This is a genomic window from Micromonospora sp. DT62 (assembly GCF_049847285.1).
Taxonomy (GTDB): domain Bacteria; phylum Actinomycetota; class Actinomycetes; order Mycobacteriales; family Micromonosporaceae; genus Micromonospora; species Micromonospora reichwaldensis.
Map to the genome: position 1 here is coordinate 42909 of NZ_JBNCOB010000005.1, position 20513 is coordinate 63421.

Below are 20513 nucleotides of genomic sequence, written 5' to 3' on the forward strand. Positions count from 1 at the left end.
CGACCGCCTCGGGCCGGACGTCGGTGACGGCCTCCGTCGGCCACTCGTCGGCCTCGTCCCCGGCCCGCAGGCCACCCGTCGTCGGCCCGCCCGTCGTCTGCCTGCCTGTCGTCGGCCCGGCGGTCGTCACGTTCTCCGTGGTCGCCCCGCCGGCCGTCGGCCCCTCCGCCGGCTGCCCGGTGGTCGTCGGCTCCTCCGTCGGCTGTCCGGTGGTCGTCGGCTCCTCCGTCGGCTGTCCGGTGGTCGTCGGCTCCTCCGTCGGCTGTCCGCTCGGCGGTCGTCCGGCCGTCGTCGGTGCGCCGGTCGTCGGCGCGGAGACGTCCCACTCGGACCGCGTGCCCCAGTCGGTCGGTTCGCCCCAGTCGGAGCGTCGGCCGCCCCACGCCGTCGGCTCGTCGGCCGGTGTGGGCCGGTCGAGGTCCCAGCGGGTCGGATCGATCTCGGTGGCCTGCCGGTCCGTCGTCCGGCCCGCCGGTTGCGCGCCCGGCGGGGTGGAGACGGGCGCGACCGTGTCCGGGGCGACCGCGTCGGAGGCGGTGGCGTCGGTGAGGGCGGCGTCGGAGGGGGCGTCGCTGGGCGTGGGCGCGCCGCCGGACCGCCCGGAGCGCAGCGCGCCCAGCAGGCCCAGCAGGCCGATCAGGATCAGCGCGCCGGCCAGGAACCAGCCGACCGGCGGAAGGGCGAGCCCGAGCAACTGGGCGAGCAGCCACCACGCGGCGAGACCGAGGAAGATCAGCCCGAAGGCGAAGGACACGATGTCGGTGCGGTGGGCCTTCACCGGGTCACCTCCAGGTTGCCGGCGTTGACGTGGATGTAGAGGCGCAGCGTGCCGCCGCCGGGGCCGTCCGGACCCAGGTCGGTCGTCTCCCGCAGCTCGCCCGCCAGCCCGCCGGAGCGCTTGCCGAAGACGACCGCGTCGCCGGCGTTGACGTCGGCCACCGTGGTGACGTCGACGTTCGGCGGCACCACCACCGTGCACTCGCCGAAGTTGACGGAGACCGTCACCTCGGTGTGCTTCTTGTCGAAGTCGACCGCGCGCAGGTCCAGGACGGTGTCGCCGAAGCTGTTCTCGTACCGGTCGGCGAGGTCGCGGTGGCCGGTGGGCGCCCAGGTGACGTTGCCGTCGACGCCCCGGATCCGGTCGTAGGACTCGGCCACGGTGGCCACCCCGAGCGCGGCGGCGGCGACCACGCCGAGCGCGATGAGCCAGCGGGCCCGTCCGAACCAGGTGCCCACCAGCAGGCCGAGCCCGATGGTGGCCAGCGTGGCGGCGAAGTAGGCCGACGCCCCGATGTCGTAGACGTCCAGCAGGTCGACGATGGCGACCAGGCCCAGGGCGAGGAAGATCAGCGAGAACGTCACCGCGCCGAGCGGGGAGCGCTCACGCGGTCGCTTCGGCGGCTTCGGCGGCTTGCGCGGTGCGGGCGGCACGACGGTCTGCCCGGCGTACGGGCCGTGCGGGGCGAACGGGGGCCGGTAGCCCGGGGGCCGGGGCGGGGACGCCGGGTGGCCCGGTCCCGGTGCGCCCGAGGTCGCGGCGGGCCAGCCGGACGTGGGCGCTGCCGGGGGCCAGCCGACGGTCGGCGTACCCGCGGGTGGACGGGCGGGCGGGGTCGGGGCGGCCGGCGGCCAGGCGGGCAGCTCGGCCGTCGGTGATGAGACCGGGGCGCTCCAGGCGGGCTGGGCGACGGTCGCCGGCGGGGCCGGGACCGGGCCCGCCCCGGGGACCACGGCCACGGTCGGCGGGGCCGCGTACGCGACCGGGGCGGGATGGCCGACCGGTGGCACCGGCCCGGGCGGAACGGGCGGGACGGGGCCGACCGGCGCGCCCTGGGCGGCCCTGTTGTCGCGGTTCAGCAGCAGCGCGCCGCCGATCAGGATCGTGGCGCCGAGCAGCACCGCCCGGAACGCGTCCGTGACGATGTAGCCGAAACTGATCGCGACCAGGATGCTCAGCACGATCACCGTGACCGGGGACATGCTGGACCGGCCCCGGCCCAGCATGGACTCGACGGGAGAGGCGCTGTCCCCCTCGCCCGGGATGATCAGCCAGGCGGTGACGTAGACCAGGATGCCGATGCCGCCGAAGAAGCCGAGCACCGCCAGCAGCACCCGCCAGAGGACCGGGTCGGTGTTGGTGGCCCGGCCGATGGCGGCGCAGACGCCGGCCAGGTAGCGGCCGTCGCGGGGGCGCACCAGCCCGTACCGCGAGGTGAAGCCGGCGCCGCCGAACGACGGCTGCGGTCCGGGGCCCGGCCCGGCGCCGGGCGGTGGTGTCCCACCCGCGTCCCCGGCGGGGGGCGGCGCGGCCACGGGGGGCGGCGCCGCGGAGCCGGCGGGCGGTGTCGCGGTCGGCGGTGGCCCACCCGGCTGAGCGGCCCTGGGGTCGGCGGGCTGGGCAGCTTCCTCGGTCATGCCTCGATCCTGCTGCCCCGACCCGCCGGACGGCCTCCGGACCCGACCCTGACCCCACCCTGAGATCCCGGCGGCCCGAATGTCGGGGGCGTCCCCGTGGTCGGGCCCCGGTGCGCCGTGTGACGATCGATCCGACGCCGGCGACGGACCGTCGCCCGCTCCGTGCCCGCCGTGACCAGGGAGTCTCCGATCAGCGTCGTGACCCAGCCACCCCGCCTCTACCGCGCACCCGAGCACCGGATGGCCGCGGGGGTGGCGGCCGGCATCGCCGACCACCTCGGCATCTCGGTGCTGCGGGTACGGGTCGCCTTCATGGTGCTGCTGGGGCTGAGCGGGCTCGGCCTGCTGCTCTACGCGGCCTTCTGGGCGGTCGTGCCGCTGCGCCCGGGCGACACCGCCGTACCGGCCCGCAGGGACGTCGCCCAGCTGCTGCCGTTCGTGGCGATCGGCCTCGGCGTGCTCCTGGTGCAGGTGATGGTCTTCGACTCGGTCGGGGCGGCGGGCACCGCCGGCTGGCTGGTCGCGATCATCGCGGTCGGCGCCGGGGTGATCTGGCACCAGTCGGCGCCGGAGCGGCGGCGGCAGTGGGGCGACTCCATGCCGGTGCCCTGGCTGGGCGCGGTGGTGGAGGAGAGCGACCGGCGGGCCTTCGTGCTCCGGTTCATCGGCGGCGGGGTGCTGGTCGCGGTGGGCATCATCGGCGTCGCCGCGGTGTACTCCCCGGCGCAGAACTTCGACGCCGTGCTCAACGGCGTGATCTTCGCCCTGGTCGGGCTCGCCGGGGTCGGCGTCGTGGCCGCGCCGGTGCTGTGGCGGACGTACAACCAGCTCCGGTCGGAGCGCGAGGGGCGCATCCGGGAGCAGGAACGGGCCGAGCTGGCCGCCATGGTGCACGACCAGGTGCTGCACACCCTGGCCCTGATCCAGCGCAACGCGAGCGACGTGAAGACCGTCCAGCGGCTCGCCCGGGGGCAGGAACGCTCGCTGCGCAACTGGCTCTACAAGCCCACCGGCTCGCCCACCGAGCGGTTCGCCGCCGCCCTGGAGCAGGCCGCCGCCGAGGTCGAGGACACGTTCGCGATCACGGTGGAGGCGGTGGTGGTCGGCGACCGGGAGACCGACGAGCGGGTCGGCGCGCTGGTGGCGGCCGCCCGCGAGGCGCTGGTGAACGCCGCCCGGCACGCCGGGGTGCAGACCGTCTCGCTCTACGCCGAGGTCGAGCCGGATCAGGTCAGCGTCTTCGTCCGGGACCGGGGGAAGGGCTTCGACCCGGATACGGTGGAGGATCACCGGCACGGGGTCCGGGGTTCGATCATCGGGCGGATGAAGCGGCACGGCGGCCGGGCGGAGATCCGCTCCGGGCCGGGGGAAGGGACCGAGGTCCGGTTGATCCTGCCGATCACCCGTGACCCGGCAACGGCGGAGAGGGACAAGTGATGACCGAGCAGTCGATGGAACCGGTCGAGGGGGCGCCTGCCCGCGCCGAGCGGCTGCGGGTCTTCCTCGTCGACGACCACGCCATGTTCCGCGCGGGGGTCCGCGCCGAGCTGGGCGCGCACGTCGAGGTGGTGGGCGAGGCGAGCACCGTCGCCGAGGCGGTCACCCGGATCGCCGCCACGCTGCCCGACGTGGTGCTGCTCGACGTGCACATGCCCGACGGCGGCGGCCGGGCGGTGCTGGAGGCGATGCGGCGTACCCACCCGCAGGTCAAGTTCCTGGCGCTGAGCGTCTCGGACGCGGCGGAGGACGTGATCGGGCTGATCCGGGCCGGCGCGCGGGGCTACGTCACGAAGACGATCTCCGCGGAGGAGTTGGCCGCCGCGGTCCGCCGGGTGGCCGATGGCGACGCCGTGTTCAGCCCCCGGTTGGCGGGGTTCGTGCTGGACGCGTTCGCGGCCCGTCCCGACGCCCCGGTGGCCGACCCGGAGCTGGACCAGCTCACCAACCGCGAGCGCGAGGTGCTGCGGCTGCTCGCCCGGGGGTACGCCTACAAGGAGATCGCCAAGGAGCTCTACATCTCCATCAAGACGGTGGAGACGCACGTGTCCAACGTGCTTCGCAAGCTCCAGATGTCCAACAGGTACGAGTTGTCCCGCTGGGCGGCCGACCGCCGGCTCGTGTGATCCAATTCTTTTCCCCGTCATATGGGACGGAACCGACGAATGCGGCCCACAGGGGCTGACAAGCGTCCAACTCCCGTCACATAATGCCCCGTCGCGTTCTCGCGTGCGGGTGGTGCACATCCCGCGGGAACGGCGGCTTCACGCAACCCGCCGTGCGCGGGTCACCCCTGGGGAGAGGTGCACGAATCTGATGTTCGGACAACGAGGACGGCGCTGGGCGCGGATCGCCCTGGCGACCGTCGCCGGCGGCGCGCTGGCACTCGGCGCGGTGGCGCCGGCCGCCGCCGCCGACAAGACCGGCGTCGCCAAGTCGGTCAAGGGCAGCAACGTCACGCTCATGCTCAACGGGCAGCCGAAGAGCACCGGTGCCCTGGCACTCAAGATCGACGGAAAGCTCGTCCCCGCCTTCTGCATCGACTACCACACCAACGTGGCGATCGACGGCAAGTACAAGGAGGGCACCTGGGACGAGTCTCAGGTGAAGAACCTCGGCAAGGTGCAGTGGGTGCTGACCCACGGCTACCCGAACGCCGACGCCGCCAAGCTGCTGGCCGCCGCCGGCGCCACCGCCCCGGCGAAGGCCGACGCCGACAAGCTGCTCTACTTCGGCACCCAGACCGCCATCTGGAACTTCAGCGACGGCGTCAAGCTGGGTGACTGGGTCGACAACGGGAAGCTGCTCGGCGAGAAGCAGTACGACGTGGTCAAGAAGGTCCACGACTACCTGGTCGCCAACGCCACCGACCAGCCCGAGCCGAAGGCCGAGCTGAGCGTCGACCCGGCGAGCGCCAAGGCCACCGTCGGCGAGAAGGCCGGCCCCTTCACCGTCAAGGGCCCGGCGGGCGAGATCACCGTCGCGGTCGACGGCGGCTCGGCGGTCGACGCCGAGGGCAAGCCGGTCACCAAGACCACCAACGGCGGCCAGTTCTGGCTGGCCGCGGACGGCGCCGGCGAGGTGAAGGTGACCGTTTCCGCCCAGGACTCGGTCTCCTTCGGCCGGGTGTTCCTCTTCACCGGCGAGCGTGCCGCGCAGAAGCTGATCCTCGGTGGCAGCACCGGCGCCACCGTGAGCGCCAAGGCTGAGGCCGCGTTCGCCGCCGCCCCGGCCGAGTCGCCGTCGCCGAGCGCCCCGGCGGAGTCGCCGTCGCCCAGCGCCCCGGCGGAGTCGCCGTCGCCGAGCGCCCCGGTCGACAGCCCGGCCCCGTCGACCTCGCCCGTGAGCAGCGGTGGTGACCTGCCGCTGACCGGCTCCCCGATCGCCGCCGCGATCGCCGCCGGCGTGGCGCTGCTGGCCGCCGGCGCGGTCGCCGTGCTGCTGTTCCGCCGTCGCAAGCTGCGCTTCACGGCCTGATCGACGCCCGCTCAACGGCCCCGGCCCCGGTACCGCCCCGCGCGGTGCCGGGGCCGGAGTCCGTTAAGCCGGTGCACGCTCCGGGCGGGCGTCCGTCGCGGATACCGCCCTGCCGTACGTCGCCCGCTGCTCCTCCCGCGGCCGCCTCACCTCGGCTCCGCACCCTCCGGAGTCGCGTGGGTGACGAGCAGGTACGAGGCGTCGACACCCTCGGCCACCCAGGTGGCGATGGTGCCCGCACAGCCGAAGCCGCCATCGTCCGGATGGGCAAAAACGGCCAACGCCCGGCCGACGTCGGAGAGCGCCGGAGCGGACGCGGGGAAGCTCACAGCCGCCGACCCCACGCCGGGGGTAGACCCCCTCCGAACCGTGTCTTTCCTGCTCAGAGCGGTACGACCCGCGTACATAATGATCTTTTTTCGGGTATCGGCAACGTGGCGACCAACTAACGGCTTGATAACGGCACCTTCACGGAACGGGCCGGTGGGTGTCACAGTGGCAGCACCTCACCCCTCATGTGAGGCACTCCGTACGGCCTGACGACCATGGACCCGCCTGTTGACGGTGCTCCGTGGTGGTCTCGTGTGCGCGGTGCCGAGCACGACGGGCGAGGTGGCCCGGCGGATCGGTACATCATTCTTGTCCCGAATTCACTGCGGTGAAACCGGCTCCCGCACTGCGGGCGCCGGACGTGTCACCCCCCATACGTGCGTGAAACCCACGACGGATCCAGGTTCAGAAAGAGGAGGCCCCTCGGAATGAGAGTCTCGAAGCGGGCAAGTAGCGCGGTCGCGCTGGGCGCGGCGTTTGCGCTCGTCGCGTCCGGCTGCTCGAGCAGCGACAGCGACGGTGGCGACGCCGGCGCCAGCAGCGACGGCGCGATCACCATCGACGGCACTCAGCCGGAGGTCGGCCTGGTCCCGTCGAACACCACCGAGACCGGTGGTGGGGCGATCATCGACTGGATCTGGACCGGCCTGGTCGAGTACCCGAACGACGGCAGCGCCCCGCGCAACGCGGTCGCCGAGTCGATCGAGACGTCGGACTCCAAGGTCTACACGATCAAGATCAAGAAGGACACGAAGTTCCACGACGGCACCGTCGTCAAGGCCAAGAACTTCGTGGACGCCTGGAACTGGGGCGCCTACTCGCCCAACGGCGCGCAGAACGGCAGCTTCTTCGCCGACATCCAGGGCTTCGACCAGGTCCACACCGAGGACCCGGATGGCGCCGAGGGCCCGAAGAAGGCCCCCGAGCCCGCCGCCAAGGAGATGTCCGGCCTGAAGGTCGTCGACGACTTCACCTTCGAGGTCACCCTGGCCGCGCCGACCGCGGTGTTCCCGACCAAGCTCGGCTACAGCACCTTCATGCCGCTGCCGGACGCGTTCTTCACCCAGGGCGCCGAGGCGTTCGGCAAGAAGCCGATCGGCAACGGCCCGATCAAGTTCGTGTCGTGGGAAGACGACGTCCAGATCAAGCTGACGCGCTTCGATGACTACTCCTTGAACGACAAGATGAAGATCAAGGACGTCAACATCAAGCTGTACCAGGACGACACGGCGGCCTACAACGACCTGCTCGCCGGCAACCTGGACTTCCAGCAGCAGATTCCGGTCTCCGCCATCGCGGGCGACAAGTGGAAGAACGACCTGGGCGACCGGGCGATCTCCTCCACCACCCCGTCGACCGGCATCATCGCCTTCCCGATCTACGACAAGCGCTTCCAGAACCCGAAGCTGCGTCGCGCGGTCTCGATGTCGATCAACCGCCAGGAGATCAGCGACAAGATCTTCTTCGGTTCGCGCAAGCCGGCCGACAGCTGGGCCAACCCGCTGACCCCGGGCGCCAAGGCCGGCAACTGCACCGCCTGCCAGTTCAACGTCGACGAGGCCAAGAAGCTCCTCGCCGAGGCCGGTGGCTTCACCGGTGAGCTGGTCATGTTCTACAACGCCGACGCCAGCCACAAGGAGTGGATGGAGGCCGTCGCGCAGCAGGTCAAGACGAACCTCGGCATCAACGCTCGCGCCGAGGGCGTGCCGACCTTCGCGGTGTTCCGCCAGAACATCAACGCCGGCAAGATGACCGGCATGTACCGCGCCGGCTGGCAGCAGGACTACCCGGACGTCGAGAACTGGATCGGCCCGCTCTACGTGACCGGCGGTTCCTCGAACGACGGCAAGTACAGCAACCCGCAGGTCGACGCGCTGGCCAAGGAAGCCGCCTCCGCGCCGAGCCTGGAGGCGTCGCACGCCAAGTACGCCGAGGCGGTCGCCCTCATCGACCAGGACGTCCCCTCGATCCCGGTCTACTTCGGTGGTCAGCAGTCCGGCCACTCCGAGAAGATCAAGAAGATCGAGCTCTCCAACGTCGGTGAACTCGACCTCACCTCGGTCGAGCTCTGATCCGAACGGTCTGACCCCGGGTCGGGGGGGGGGGGGGGGGGGGGGGGGGGGCGCCGCCCCCCCCCCCCCCCCCCCCCGCCCGCGATCACCACTCAATCGCCGTTGCAGCGACCGGCGTCAGGACTTGGGGATCTCCTGGTCCGGAACGACCTTGCCGTCCTTGACCTTGAAGGCCCAGACCTTGACCTGTGCCGGGTCGAGCTCGCCGCCCTCGACGAACTTGTAGCTCGCCGCGACGCCCTCGCCGCTGTAGCCCTTCACGAACTCCAGCAGGCCCTCACGGCTGGTCTTGCCCGCCTTGATGCCGGCCAGCAGGATGTTCGCCGCGTCGTAGGCCGTGTCGCTGTAGGTGCCCGGGTCGGTGCCGTGGAGCGCCTTGTACTCCTGGATGAAGGTGCCGCGCGCCTCAGCGGCCGGCTGGCACGGGCAGGTGAGGATGGTGCCCTCGGCCGCCGCCGCACCCGCGGAGGTGATGTACGCGGCGTCGTTCACGCCGTCACCGGCGATCAGCGGAGCGGTGACGCCAGCAGCGGTGAGCTGCTTGCGGATCAGGCCGGCCTCCTGGTAGTAGCCGCCGTAGAAGACCGCCTTGACGTTGGCAGCCTTGACCTTGGTGACCACGGCCGAGAACTCGACCTGCTTGCCGTCGCCCTGGACCTTGTCCGAGCCGACGACCGCGGGGCCGAGCAGCTTCTTGACCTCGTCGGCCAGGCCGGCGCCGTACGCGGACTGGTCGTCGATGACGTAGACCTTGTCGGCCTTCAGCACGTTCTTGATGTAGTTGCCGGCCCCCGGGCCCTGGCTCAGGTCGTTGCCGACCGCGCGGAAGAAGGTCTTCCAGTTCTGCTTCGCGAGCGTCGGGTTGGTGGCCGACGGGGTGATGGTCACCAGACCGGCCTCGTTGAAGAGCGGACCGGCGGCCTCCGACTCACCCGAGTAGGCCGGGCCGACGATGCCGAGGATCTTGGTGTCGTCGATGGCCTTCTGGGCCAGCTGCGGGGCCTGGTCCGGGCTGCCCTGCGAGTCCAGGGAAACCAGCTCGACCTTGCAGTCGGCGTTCTCCTTGTTGTACTTGTCGACCGCCAGCTTGACGCCGTTGTTCTCGTTGATGCCGAGCGCCGCCGACGGGCCGGTCAGCGCGCCGAAGAACGCGATCTTGTTGCCGCAGGCGTCACCACCGGACGCCGCGTCGTCGCTACTGGAGCATGCCGTGCCGCCGGCGACGAGCGCCAGCATGGCGACCCCACCGATAACGCGCGCGAGCTTCTGCCTCAAGGCCCGAACCCTCCTCCATCCAATGGTCCGAACCACCCGCTGCCGATTGGCCCTTGCGGGGGCGGACGAACCAGACCGTCGTCGCCGGTCTGGGGCCGGACGCTATCCCACCTTTGAGCTGTGACGAAAGCCCCAGGGGAGCGGGTTGACCGAACCGTTACACGGCGTGGCGGGTTCGAAACGATCGCTGTAAGAACCGTCGGCGGCGAAAGGCCTTCGCCTTCGTTTCGTCGGTAACGGGCCGAACGTCGTCCGCCCTTTACCGATCGATGGTCGGCAACCCGACTGACCAGGCACGGGATGCCTCCCCGTCGTCAGACACCAACACCAGTCGATCACCCTGTGACGCGACCGCCACCGCCGTGTTCCCACCATCCGGCACCGGGGCCGGCATGGCCATCAGTCGCCACGAATCCCCCGCATCGACGGAAAGCCACAGTCCGTGACCACCGCCGTCCCCCGTCACCGCGACCAGCTCCCGCCCGGCCGGCACCAGGGCGTCGACCGAGGACACCCCCGGACCCGCCGCGCCGAACCCGCCGGCCCGCCGCCACGCGTCGCCCGCCAGCCGCCAGGTCGCGAACCCGTCGCGCACCGGGCCGACCGCCACCACCGCACCGTCGACCGACGCCACCCGCTGCGCCTGGCCCCGCCCGTCCGGCACCGGCAGCGCCATCCGCCGCCACGCCCGCCCGTCGGGCGAGCTCCAGGCCAGGGGCGTCAGCGCCGTCGCGCCGGGCGGCAGCACCGCGCCCACCACCCACCAGCCCGACGGCACGGCCACCGCGTCGTACGCGACCGTCCGGCCCCGCCCGTCACCGGCGAGTTCCGCGACGCCCTCCCGGATCGCGAACCGCTCGCCGTCCGACGACGTCCAGACCGCCGCCCCGTCGACCCGCGCCCCCGCGATCAGCCACCCGGCCGGGCCCGCCGCGAGCCGCGCCACGCTCACCGCGCGCGGGCCGGCGTACAGCTCGAAGGGCGCCGACGCCTCCCGGAGCTGCCCGCCCGGCGACTGCGACCAGGTGCCCGTGCGCGGGTTGCCGTGTGCGCCGCCGTTCTTCGCCCCGAGCGCCGCCAGCCGGCCGTCGCGGCACGCGGCCGCGTAGAGCACGTGCTGACGGCCGTAGTGGCTCGACGGCGAGACCGGCAGCGCCGTCCACGACACGCCGTCGGCGCTGCGCCAGGCCGCCGGCCGGGTCTCCCCCGCCGCGTCGGCCAGCCCGCCGACCACGTACCACGTGCCGGCGCAGGCCACGGCGTCGCGCAGCAGCGGCCGGCCGGGAACGCCCGGCGGCGCCGGCAGGGTCAGCGGCTGCCACCGCGGGCGCAGCGGCTCGTCGGCGGGCTCCGCCGGGGCCCGGTCGCAGCCGGCCGGCAGCAGCGCGAGGACACCGAGCACCGCCACCAGCCGCCGGGTCCACATGGATCAGATGCTATCGATCAACCGACCCCGCGAGGAGCCCCCGGAGCGTCCTTCGGCGTGTCGCGTCGCCCCGGCGGCACCTCAGGACGCGGGCTGGGCGACCTCGCCGCCGGCGGTCTCGGCGAGGATCCGCTCGGCGACCTCCTTCATGGTCATCCGGTGGTCCATCGCCGTGCGCTGGATCCACTTGAACGCCTGCGGCTCGGTCATCCCGTACGTCGTCATCAGCGCGCCCTTGGCGCGCTCAACCGTCTTGCGGATCTCCAGCCGGTCGGTCAGCCCCGCGACCTCCGCCTCCAGGGCGGCGACCTCCGAGTAGCGCGACAGCGCGATCTCCACCGCCGGCACCAGGTCGCTCTTCTGGAAGGGCTTCACGAGGTACGCCATCGCGCCGGCCGCCCGCGCCCGCTCCACCAGGTCACGCTGGCTGAACGCGGTCAGGATGATCACCGGGGCGATCCGGGCGCCCGCGATCCGCTCGGCGGCGGCCAGCCCGTCCATGATCGGCATCTTGATGTCGAGGATGACCAGATCCGGCTTGAGCTCCTCGGCGAGCCGGACGGCGGTCTCGCCGTCACCGGCCTCCCCGACGACCTCGTACCCCTCCTCGACGAGCATCTCGGCCAGGTCCAGCCGGATCAGCGCCTCGTCCTCGGCGATCAGAACGCGCCTGCGCTCGACGTCCGTCTGCATCTCGGCCACGAGCCACTCCCACCCAGTCTGTGCTCGACACCCGCGATGCCGGGTGTCGCCGCCCTTAGCGTAGTGGGTAACCTATGTGGCGCCGCCACAGCGTTGGGCGAGGACGTCCCCGTATTCCAATGGCAGAGAAACGGAGCTCAAACCTCCGACAGTGTGGGTTCGAATCCCACCGGGGACACCGAAAATGTCGCACGGGCGTACGAAACTTGTCGCCGTGCACGCACCGGAGATTCGCGCCCGGGCGCTCAGGGCCCATCTCGCCGGCGCAACCGTCGCCGAGGCCGCCCGGGCCGTCGGTCTTTCCTACCGGACCGTCTGGGAGTGGTGCCGCGAGCGGCCGCAACCGCTGGTTCGAGCCACGGCAGAGCGCTGTTTCCGCTGCCGTCGCGACGACGGATATCCGACAGACCCACCGGCCTACAGCTACCTGCTGGGCCTCTATCTGGGTGACGGGCACCTGGTCACCAGCGCGCGGGTACCGGTCTTGAGGATTTCCTGCAGCGACGCGTGGCCCGGGTTGATCGACGCCTGCGACTCCGCCATGCGGGCGGTGCTGGCGACCAAGGTCCAGCGGGTTCCACAACAGGGCTGCGTGAGCGTGCAAAGCTACGGCAAGCACTGGCCGTGCCTGTTCCCGCAGCACGGTCCCGGCAAGAAACACGAGCGTCAGATCGCCCTCGCCGACTGGCAGAGGGGGATCGTCACCGCCCATCCCGGGGATTTCCTGAGGGGTCTGTTCCACTCCGACGGCTGTCGGTTCAGCAACCGGGTGACGACGCGCGGCAGGAGCTACGTCTACCCGCGCTACATGTTCGTCAACGAGTCGGCCGACATCATGGGGCTCTGCCAGTGGGCGCTGGACCTGCTCGGCATCGCCTGGCGGATGAACCGCCGCAACTCCCTCTCCGTGGCGCGCCGGGACGCCGTCGCCGCCCTCGACCGTCATGTCGGCCCGAAGTCCTGACCGTGCTGCCCGGTCAGCTCCCACGAGTGGAACGCCACGGGTGTCACCGGGGCTCGTTGGCACCCGTGGCGTTCCACTCCCGTGCGCCACGACGCCCGCGGCCGGCGACGGCGTTGGTCCGGTCAGCCGAGCTCGGCGAGGGCCTGGGCCAGGTCGGCGCGCAGGTCCTCGGCGTCCTCCAGGCCCACGGAGACGCGCAGCAGGCCCCCGCACGGCTTGGCCTCCCCCTCGACGGGGCGGTGGGTCAGCGAGGCCGGGTGCTGGATGAGGGTGTCCACGCCGCCCAGCGAGACCGCGTGGGTGATCAGCCGGCAGGCGTTCGCGACGGCGGCCGCGGCGGGCGCGCCGCCGCGTACCTCGAAGGCGAGGAGGCTGCCGGGGCCGCTCATCTGCCGTCCGACGAGCCCGGCGGGGTCGTGCAGCGACGGGTGGTGCACCTGCGCGACGGCGGGGTGGGCGGCGAGCCAGGCGGCGAGCTTCTCGGCGCCGGCCTGCTGGGCACGCACCCGCACCGGCAGGGTCTGCAGGCCGCGGTGCAGCAGGTACGCGCCGAGGGGGTGCAGGATCGCGCCGGTGAGCGCGCGGACCTGGCGCAGCCGGGCGGCCCAGTCGGCGTCGCAGGCGACCACGCCGGCGAGGACGTCGCCGTGCCCGCCGATGCTCTTGGTGGCGCTGTGCAGCACGAGCGTGGCGCCGTGCCGGGTGGGTTGCTGGAGCACGGGGGTGGCGACGGTGTTGTCGACGAGCAGCGGCACGTCGCCGGCGGCCCGGGCGAGGGCGGCGATGTCGACCAGGTCGAGGGTGGGGTTGGCCGGGGTCTCGGCGATCACCAGGGCGGTGTCGGGGCGGACGGCGGCGGCGACCTCGTCGGGGCGGGCCCAGGTGACGGTGGTGCCGAGCAGGCCGGTGGCGAGCACGTGGTCGGTGCCGCCGTAGAGGGGGCGGACGGCGACGAGGTGCCGCCTGCCGTCCCGGGTGGCGGCGAGCAGGGTGGCGGTGAGGGCGGCCATGCCGCTGGCGAAGGCGACGGCGTCGGTGGTGTCTTCGAGGTCAGCGAGGGCGGTCTCGAAGCGGGCCACGGTGGGGTTCCACAGGCGCTGGTAGACGGCGCTGCCGCCGGCGGGGAGGGTGCCTCCGGTGGCGAGGGCCTCGTACGCGTCGCCGCCGGCGTCGACGGACGGCAGCGGGTTGGTGGTGGAGAAGTCGATCGGCGGCACGTGGACGCCGAGGGCGGCGAGGTCGTCGCGGCCGGCGTGCACGGCTCTGGTGTCCACGGTCGTCATGCTGGAAGGATCGAACATAGCGCCAACTCGCGGCAATAGTTCCGAACATGATTCGGTAATTGGCCTTGGAGGCACGTACTGGTTCGATGGATGATGCCTCCATGCCCCTTGCTACGAATGATGTGCGGCGGTTCGCCGACCTGGACGACACCGACCGCGCGATCCTGTCGGAGCTGGCCGCCGACGGCCGCCTGCCGAACAACGCCCTCGCCGAGCGGGTCGGGGTGGCCCCCTCGACGTGCCTGACCCGCACCCGCGCCCTGCGGGAGCGCGGGGCGATCCGCGGGTTCCACGCGGAGGTCGATCCGGCGGCGGTGGGGTTGCCGTTGCAGGCGCTGGTGTCGGTGCGGCTGACCGCGCACGAGCGGGCGGCGGTGGACGCGTTCCGGGCCAGGTCGGTGCGGCTGCCGGGGGTGGTGGCGGTGTTCCACGTGGCGGGCGCGGAGGACTACGTGCTGCACGTGCGGGCGGCCTCGGCGGATGCCCTGCGGGACTTCGTGCTGGACCACCTGGCCGTGGACCCGGCAGTGCTGCACACCCAGACGAGCCTGATCTTCGAGCAGGCCCGCGGCATGGGCTGAGCGCGCTGCGGGCCCGCCACAGGCGCGTGAGCCGGATCGCCCCGGGGAACAAACCCGAGGTGGGACGGGTTGGCCACCCTTGTGATCAACGTACCGCTGTCTGTTCTCGATCTTGCCCCGGTCGCGGCCGGCGCCACTGCCGGCGCGGCGCTGCGGCACACCACCGAGCTGGCCCGGCGCACGGAGGAACTCGGGTACCGCCGGTTCTGGGTGGCCGAGCACCACAACATGCCGGCGATCGCGAGCTCCGCGCCGGCAGTGCTGCTCGCGCACCTGGCGGCGCACACGTCGACGATTCGGCTCGGCTCGGGCGGGGTGATGCTGCCCAACCACGCGCCGCTGGTGGTGGCCGAGCAGTTCGGCACCCTCGAAGCGCTGCACCCGGGCCGCATCGACCTGGGCATCGGCCGCGCCCCCGGCACCGACCAGGTGACCGCGCTGGCGCTGCGCCGGACCATGGAGGGGCTGTCGGCGGAGGGCTTCCCCCGGGAGCTGTCGGACCTGATGAACTACTTCAGCGGCGAGCGGCCGGGACCGATCACCGCCACCCCGGGCCTCGGCCAGCAGCCGGCCGTCTGGCTGCTCGGCTCCAGCGGGTTCAGCGCCCAGCTGGCCGGGCTGCTGGGCCTGCCGTTCTCCTTCGCGCACCACTTCAGCGCGCAGAACACGGTGCCCGCGCTGGCGCTGTACCGGCAGCACTTCCGGCCGTCGAAGTGGCTGGACGCGCCGTACGCGATGGTGGCCGTGAACGCGGTCTGCGCGGACACCGACGAGCGGGCGGAGTGGCTGGCCGGACCGACGGCGCTGTCGTTCCTGCGGCTGCGCTCGGGGCGGCCCGAGCCCCTGTCGACGCCCGACGAGGCGGCGGCCTACCCGTACACGGAGGCGGAGCGCGAGTTCGTGCGGCAGCGCCGCGACGGGCAGGCGACGGGCTCCCCGGAGACGGTACGGCGGCAGCTCGGCGAGTTGCTGGCGCGCACCGGTGCGGACGAGCTGATGCTGACCACGCTGGTGTACGACGTGGCCGACCGGGTGCGCTCGTACGAGCTGATCGCCGAGCACGTGGCCGGTGGCCTGCGCCGCGAGGGCTGAAACACGATCTTCACGTCGGCGTCACCGGGGCGACGCGTGGCCCGCCTAGTTTTGACCTCGGTGGTGGTACGGCATTCCCGGTCGGGACGGGTCGGGGATGCCGCGGTGTGGGGCACCGGGCCGGAGCTGTGCGGATTCCGCGGCTGCGGCCCGGTGCCTTTTCCGTCCCGCGACCGGCCGGCGGGGTGGCACGAGGCACCGCCGCCGGCCGGGCACCGGTTCACCGCAGGTAGACGTTGGGCGTGGGCGGGGCGGCCATGCCGTCGCCGAGGAAGAAGCCCGGGTGCGGGGGCTGGTTGTAGGCGGTGTTCTGCCAGGCGACCGCCACCCGGTACTGCGGGTCGTGCATGAGCGTGTGGATCCGGGTGCCGGTGGGCGTGGGCGTGCTGTAGATGCGCAGGGCCCGGCTGTCGCTGGTGCGCCAGACGACCTCCTCCCGCCAGTCGCCGAACAGGTCGGCGGAGAGCGCCGGGGTGGACTTGGTGCCGTTGTTCGCCGCCACGCCGCTGGCGGTCAGCAGGCGGGTGTCGCCACCGGTGCCGTACTTGTCGATGCGGGTGCCGTCGAGCAACTCCCGGACGGGGTCGCCGTCCCACCAGGCGAGGAAGTTCGCCGAGGACGGCCGGCGCCCGACGACGGCCCCGGTGGCGCTGTAGAGGTCGCCCATGTGGGTGCCGGCGCCCCAGAACTCGGCGCCGGGGCTGCCGGCGTGGATGTCGGCGGCGACGCCCCGGCCGGGGCCCTCGACTCCCCCGTTGTTCGGCCGCTGCCAGACGACCTGACCGGTGCGGGCGTCGTGCAGGTCGGCCGCCGGCTGGTTGCCGGACTCGTGGATGGTGAAGACCTCCAGGCCGGCGCGGCCGGGGACGAGGTCGCCGACGTGCAGGGCGTCGCCGTGGCCGAACCCGGTGGCGTACATCAGGCGGCCGTCGTCGTTGATGGTGGCCGACCCGTACACGATCTCCTGGCGCCCGTCGGCGTCGACGTCGGCGACGGAGAGGTTGTGGTTGCCCTGGCCGTGGGCGGCGCCGTTGCCCGAGGCGTTGGAGTCGAAGGTCCACCGCTTGCGCAGGGTGCCGTCGCGGAAGTCCCAGGCGGCCACGACCGCCCGGGTGTAGTAGCCGCGGGCCATCACCAGGGAGGGGCGCTGCCCGTCGAGGTAGGCGGTGGCGGCGAGGAAGCGGTCGACCCGGTTGCCGTAGTTGTCGCCCCAGGAGGAGACGGTGCCCCGCGGCGGGTCGTAGCTGACGGTGGAGAGGACCGCGCCGGTGCGGCCGTCGAACATGGTCAGGTACTCGGGGCCGGCGAGGACGTACCCGCTGGAGTTGCGGTGGTCGGCGGTGGCGGAGCCGATCACCTGGCCGGTGCCGGAGCGGGTGCCGTCGGCGGTCTTCATGGCCACCTCGGCGCGGCCGTCGCCGTCGTAGTCGTACACCTGGAACTGGGTGTAGTGGGCCCCGGCGCGGATGTTGCGGCCCAGGTCGACGCGCCACAGCCGGGTGCCGGCGAGGGTGTACGCGTCGACGTGGACGTTGCCGGTGTAGCCGGACTGGGAGTTGTCCTTGGCGTTGGACGGCTCCCACTTGACCACGAACTCGTAGTCGCCGTCGCCGTCGAGGTCGCCCACGGAGGCGTCGCTGGCGGAGTACGTGTAGCTCTCGCCGCTCGGCGTGCTCGCGCCCGCCGGCACCTGCAACGGCACGTCGAGGTAGCCGGCGGGGAACCGGAGCGCGGCCGCCGAGGCGGCCTGTTCCGTGCCGCCGACGACGGCGCGCACGGTGTACGTCGCGTCGGCCGCCGCGCCGCTGTCGAGGTGGTTGGTCGCGCCGGTGATCGGGCTGCCGTTGACCCTGGTCGCGCCGCGGTAGAGGTTGAAGGCCACCCCGGTCGTCTCGGTGCCGAGCAGCCGCCAGGAGACCAGGTTGCCGCTGCCGGAGCGGACGCTGACCAGTCCCCGGTCGAGATCCTCCATCTGCACCGCCCCGGCCGGCGGCGGGGTGGTCGGCGGCGGCGTGGTGGGTGGCGGGGTCGTGGGCGGCGGCGTGCTCGGCGGCGGGGTGGTCGGGCCGCCGGTGGGCGCGGCGCCGGTGCAGGCGGTGCCGTTGAGGGCGAAGCCGGTCGGTGGCGGGTTGCTCCCCTCCCACGAGCCGTTGAAGCCGAAGGTGGTGCTGGCACCGGTGGCGATCACCGCGTTGTGCTCGACGTTGCGGGCGGTCACCTGCGCGCCGGACTGGTCGACGACGGCGTTCCACGCCTGGGTGACCCGCTGGCCGGCGGTGTGCGACCAGGTGAGGGTCCAGCCGTTCACCGGGTCGCCCAGGTTGGTGACGGTGACGTCGGCGCCGAAGCCGCCGGGCCACTGGTTGGTGATCCGGTGCTCGACGCGGCAGCCGGCGGCGGCAGCCGAGGCGGTGAGGGTCGGGAGCGTACCGGCGGCGAGTGCGGCCGCGGCGGCCGCGGCGAGCAGCGCGACGCGGTGGTGGGTGACGGGCATGGGGAGTGTCCTCCGGGGAGGTTGGGCGCGCGGCGACCGTCGCCGTCGGCCTGCCCGGGCCGGCGGGAGGACACGCCGCGCTTGCGGCGGTGGTCCGACGCCGTCGGTGCGACGTCGGTGTCGACGCCGCCGCTCCGGTGTCGGCATCCCGGCGCCGGCAGTGCGGCGTCGGTGCTCCGGCGGTGCGGCGTCGAGGGGTGGCTCCGCGCACCTGCGATGCTAGGGCAAGCGCTTTCAGCGGACAATCCGTCCGTCCCCCCCGCCCTGTCCGCCCTGGCCGCCCTGCCTCGGCTGTCCCCGTGGCGGGTGGCACCAGCCACTTCCCTTGCCCCCGGCCCGGATTCTTGATCGACTCAGGGCGTGGCTGAGCACATGACCCCGGACGAGTTCCGACGCGCCGGGCACGCCGTGGTGGACTGGATCGCCGACTACTGGGCGACGCTGGAGCGGCGTCCGGTGACCTCGCAGGACCCGCCCGGGACGGTGGCCGCCCGGCTGCCCGCCGGCCCGCCGGAGCACGGCGAGCCGGTGGAGGCCGTCCTGGCCGACCTGGACACCCTGATCACGCCGGGGCTGACGCACTGGCAGCACCCGGGCTTCTTCGGCTACTTCCCGGCCAACACGTCGGGGCCCAGCGTGCTGGGCGACCTGGTCAGCGCCGGGCTGGGCGTGCAGGGGATGCTCTGGGCGACCGGGCCGGCGTGCACCGAGTTGGAGACGGTGCTGCTGGACTGGCTCGCCGACCTGCTGGACCTGCCGAAGCGGTTCCGCTCCGGCTCCGGGGGCGGCGGGGTGATCCAGGACTCGGCGTCCTCGGCGACGTTGGTGGCGACCCTGGTCGCGCTGCACCGCGCCGGCGGCGGCCGGTGGCGCGAGGTCGGCGTCGACCGCCGCTACCGCGCCTACGCCTCCACCCAGGGCCACTCGTCCATCGAGAAGGCCGCCCGGATCGCCGGGCTGGGCGCCGACGGCGTACGGCCGGTCGAGGTCGATCCCGAGACGCAGGCGATGTCCCCGGCGGCGCTGCGCGCGGCGATCGAGGCGGACCTGGCGGCCGGAGTCGTGCCGGCGATCGTGGTCGCGACCGTCGGCACCACCTCCACGACCGCGATCGACCCGCTGCCGGAGATCGGCGCGATCTGCGCCGAGTACGGGGTCTTCCTGCACGTCGACGCCGCGTACGCGGGAGCGGCGGCGGTCTGCCCGGAGCTGCGGTTCGGGCACGCCGGCTTGGAGTACGCCGACTCGTACTGCTTCGACCCGCACAAGTGGCTGCTCACCGGCTTCGACTGCGACGCGTTCTGGGTGGCCGACACGGCGGAGCTGATCGAGGCGCTCAGCGTGCTGCCGGAGTACCTGCGCAACGCCGCCACCGAGTCCGGCGCGGTGATCGACTACCGGGACTGGCAGGTGCCGCTGGGCCGCCGGTTCCGGGCGCTGAAGCTCTGGTTCGTGCTGCGCTGGTACGGCGCGGAGGGGCTGCGCGCGCACATCCGCTCCGGCGTGGCGCTCGCCGCCCGGTTCGCCGACCGGGTCCGCGCCGACGACAGGTTCGCGCTGGTGGGGGCGCACCCGTACTCGCTGGTGTGCTTCCGGCTGGCGGCGGACGACGAGGTCAACGCGGAGCTGCTGGCCCGGGTCAACGCCACGGGCCGGGTGCACCTGACGCACACCCGGGTGAACGGCCGCTACACGCTGCGCCTGGCTGTCGGCTCCCCGCAGACCACCGAGGTCCACGTCGACGAGGCGTGGACCCTCCTCACCCAGGCTGCGGCGGCCCTCCTCCCCCGCTGACCGCCCGGTGCTGGTGCGGGGTGCGGGTGCGGGTGCGGGGTGCGGGTGCCGGTGCCGGTGCCGGTGCGGGGTGCGGGTGCCGGTGCCGGTGCCGGTGCGGGGTGCGGGTGCGGGTGCGGGTGCCGGTGCCGGCGCGGGTGCGGGCAGCGGCCGGTTGGCGGCGCCGACCGATCGCGCTAACGGCACGGCTGCGCCGACCTGCTGCGCCGGCCGTGCTGCGGGTGCGGGTGCGGGTGCGGGGCGGGTGCGGGGCGGCTAGAGATCTTGGTAGGAATCGGCCCCTGGAGGGGCACGTTTCTACCAAGATCTACACGACACGACACGACACGACACGACACGACACGACACGACACGACACGACACGACACGACACGATGCGACGCGGGGCAGGGCGGGCCGCGCCGGGGCGGGGGTCAGCGGTTGTTGAGCGAGGCGACCGCCGCCGGGATCGGGAGACGGTCGCCGCCCGGGGCAGTTGTAGCGGGGACAGTCGTCGGGAGACGGTCCCCGGCCGGGACAGCCGCCGGAGGGACGGTCGTCGGGGCGACAGCCGCCGGGGGGACGTCCGCTGGGGGGACGGCCTTCGGGGAAACGGTCGCCGAGGGGACGGT

Annotated in this window: 15 protein-coding genes, 1 tRNA gene and 1 pseudogene; 9 read left to right on the forward strand and 8 right to left on the reverse strand. The window is 73.0% G+C overall.

Features of this window, described 5'->3' with window-relative positions; translation table 11 throughout:
• Window positions 1-594: 594 nt before the first annotated feature.
• Window positions 595-778, reverse strand: a pseudogene (locus ACPXCB_RS09450) (hypothetical protein); the annotation flags it as partial.
• Window positions 775-2415: a PspC domain-containing protein gene (locus ACPXCB_RS09455; RefSeq protein ID WP_425874482.1), complete on the reverse strand. Its 1641-nt coding sequence runs from the start codon at window positions 2413-2415 to the stop codon at window positions 775-777. The pseudogene ACPXCB_RS09450 and the gene ACPXCB_RS09455, both read right to left, overlap by 4 nt.
• A gap of 171 nt (window positions 2416-2586) precedes the next feature.
• On the opposite strand from ACPXCB_RS09455, the gene ACPXCB_RS09460 reads away from it, so the two are divergent.
• The 3 genes from ACPXCB_RS09460 to ACPXCB_RS09470 all read left to right on the forward strand — a co-directional run bounded on the left by ACPXCB_RS09460 (window position 2587) and on the right by ACPXCB_RS09470 (window position 5889).
• On the forward strand, window positions 2587-3852 hold the full coding sequence (locus tag ACPXCB_RS09460; protein WP_425874068.1) for a PspC domain-containing protein: 1266 nt from the start codon (window positions 2587-2589) through the stop codon (window positions 3850-3852).
• Complete coding sequence (locus ACPXCB_RS09465; RefSeq protein ID WP_425874070.1) at window positions 3852-4538, forward strand: response regulator; 687 nt, start codon at window positions 3852-3854, stop codon at window positions 4536-4538. Before ACPXCB_RS09460 ends, ACPXCB_RS09465 begins: the two co-directional genes overlap by 1 nt.
• A 190-nt stretch (window positions 4539-4728) precedes the next feature.
• A complete protein-coding gene (locus tag ACPXCB_RS09470) occupies window positions 4729-5889 on the forward strand; it encodes a Cys-Gln thioester bond-forming surface protein (RefSeq protein WP_425874072.1) in 1161 nt (386 codons plus the stop codon).
• 146 nt (window positions 5890-6035) lie between these two features.
• Here ACPXCB_RS09470 and ACPXCB_RS09475 read toward each other — a convergent pair whose 3' ends face one another.
• Complete coding sequence (locus tag ACPXCB_RS09475) at window positions 6036-6218, reverse strand: PIG-L deacetylase family protein (protein WP_425874074.1); 183 nt, start codon at window positions 6216-6218, stop codon at window positions 6036-6038.
• Between the two features lie 429 nt (window positions 6219-6647).
• On the opposite strand from ACPXCB_RS09475, the gene ACPXCB_RS09480 reads away from it, so the two are divergent.
• Complete coding sequence (locus tag ACPXCB_RS09480) at window positions 6648-8291, forward strand: peptide ABC transporter substrate-binding protein (protein WP_425874076.1); 1644 nt, start codon at window positions 6648-6650, stop codon at window positions 8289-8291.
• Between the two features lie 117 nt (window positions 8292-8408).
• Here ACPXCB_RS09480 and ACPXCB_RS09485 read toward each other — a convergent pair whose 3' ends face one another.
• The 3 genes from ACPXCB_RS09485 to ACPXCB_RS09495 form a co-directional block, all read right to left on the reverse strand.
• A complete protein-coding gene (locus ACPXCB_RS09485; RefSeq protein ID WP_425874078.1) occupies window positions 8409-9566 on the reverse strand; it encodes a branched-chain amino acid ABC transporter substrate-binding protein in 1158 nt (385 codons plus the stop codon).
• A 259-nt stretch (window positions 9567-9825) separates the two neighbouring features.
• Entirely contained in the window at window positions 9826-10992 is a 1167-nt protein-coding gene (locus ACPXCB_RS09490) for a hypothetical protein (protein WP_425874080.1), read from the reverse strand.
• 81 nt (window positions 10993-11073) lie between these two features.
• On the reverse strand, window positions 11074-11694 hold the full coding sequence (locus ACPXCB_RS09495) for an ANTAR domain-containing response regulator (RefSeq protein ID WP_425874082.1): 621 nt from the start codon (window positions 11692-11694) through the stop codon (window positions 11074-11076).
• Between the two features lie 105 nt (window positions 11695-11799).
• On the opposite strand from ACPXCB_RS09495, the gene ACPXCB_RS09500 reads away from it, so the two are divergent.
• A tRNA-Leu gene (locus ACPXCB_RS09500) sits at window positions 11800-11872 on the forward strand.
• A 36-nt stretch (window positions 11873-11908) separates the two neighbouring features.
• Window positions 11909-12658 carry a helix-turn-helix domain-containing protein gene (locus tag ACPXCB_RS09505; protein ID WP_425874084.1) on the forward strand — a complete coding sequence of 250 codons (750 nt, stop codon included), beginning with the start codon at window positions 11909-11911 and terminating at the stop codon, window positions 12656-12658.
• 122 nt (window positions 12659-12780) lie between these two features.
• Here ACPXCB_RS09505 and ACPXCB_RS09510 read toward each other — a convergent pair whose 3' ends face one another.
• Window positions 12781-13959: a trans-sulfuration enzyme family protein gene (locus ACPXCB_RS09510; RefSeq protein WP_311413598.1), complete on the reverse strand. Its 1179-nt coding sequence runs from the start codon at window positions 13957-13959 to the stop codon at window positions 12781-12783.
• Between the two features lie 83 nt (window positions 13960-14042).
• Here ACPXCB_RS09510 and ACPXCB_RS09515 point away from each other — a divergent pair, with 83 nt between their 5' ends.
• Window positions 14043-14522, forward strand: coding sequence for an Lrp/AsnC family transcriptional regulator (locus ACPXCB_RS09515; RefSeq protein ID WP_088999305.1), 480 nt, complete (start codon window positions 14043-14045; stop codon window positions 14520-14522).
• 81 nt (window positions 14523-14603) lie between these two features.
• Window positions 14604-15614, forward strand: a complete 1011-nt coding sequence (locus tag ACPXCB_RS09520; RefSeq protein WP_425874484.1) for an LLM class flavin-dependent oxidoreductase — start codon at window positions 14604-14606, stop codon at window positions 15612-15614.
• Between the two features lie 220 nt (window positions 15615-15834).
• Here ACPXCB_RS09520 and ACPXCB_RS09525 read toward each other — a convergent pair whose 3' ends face one another.
• Entirely contained in the window at window positions 15835-18108 is a 2274-nt protein-coding gene (locus ACPXCB_RS09525) for a cellulose binding domain-containing protein (protein ID WP_425874087.1), read from the reverse strand.
• 360 nt (window positions 18109-18468) lie between these two features.
• Between ACPXCB_RS09525 and ACPXCB_RS09530 the strand changes: the two genes are divergently transcribed.
• The gene (locus tag ACPXCB_RS09530; protein WP_425874089.1) at window positions 18469-19902 is read left to right on the forward strand and encodes a pyridoxal-dependent decarboxylase; all 1434 of its coding nucleotides are present in this window, start codon (window positions 18469-18471) and stop codon (window positions 19900-19902) included.
• Window positions 19903-20513 lie beyond the last annotated feature (611 nt).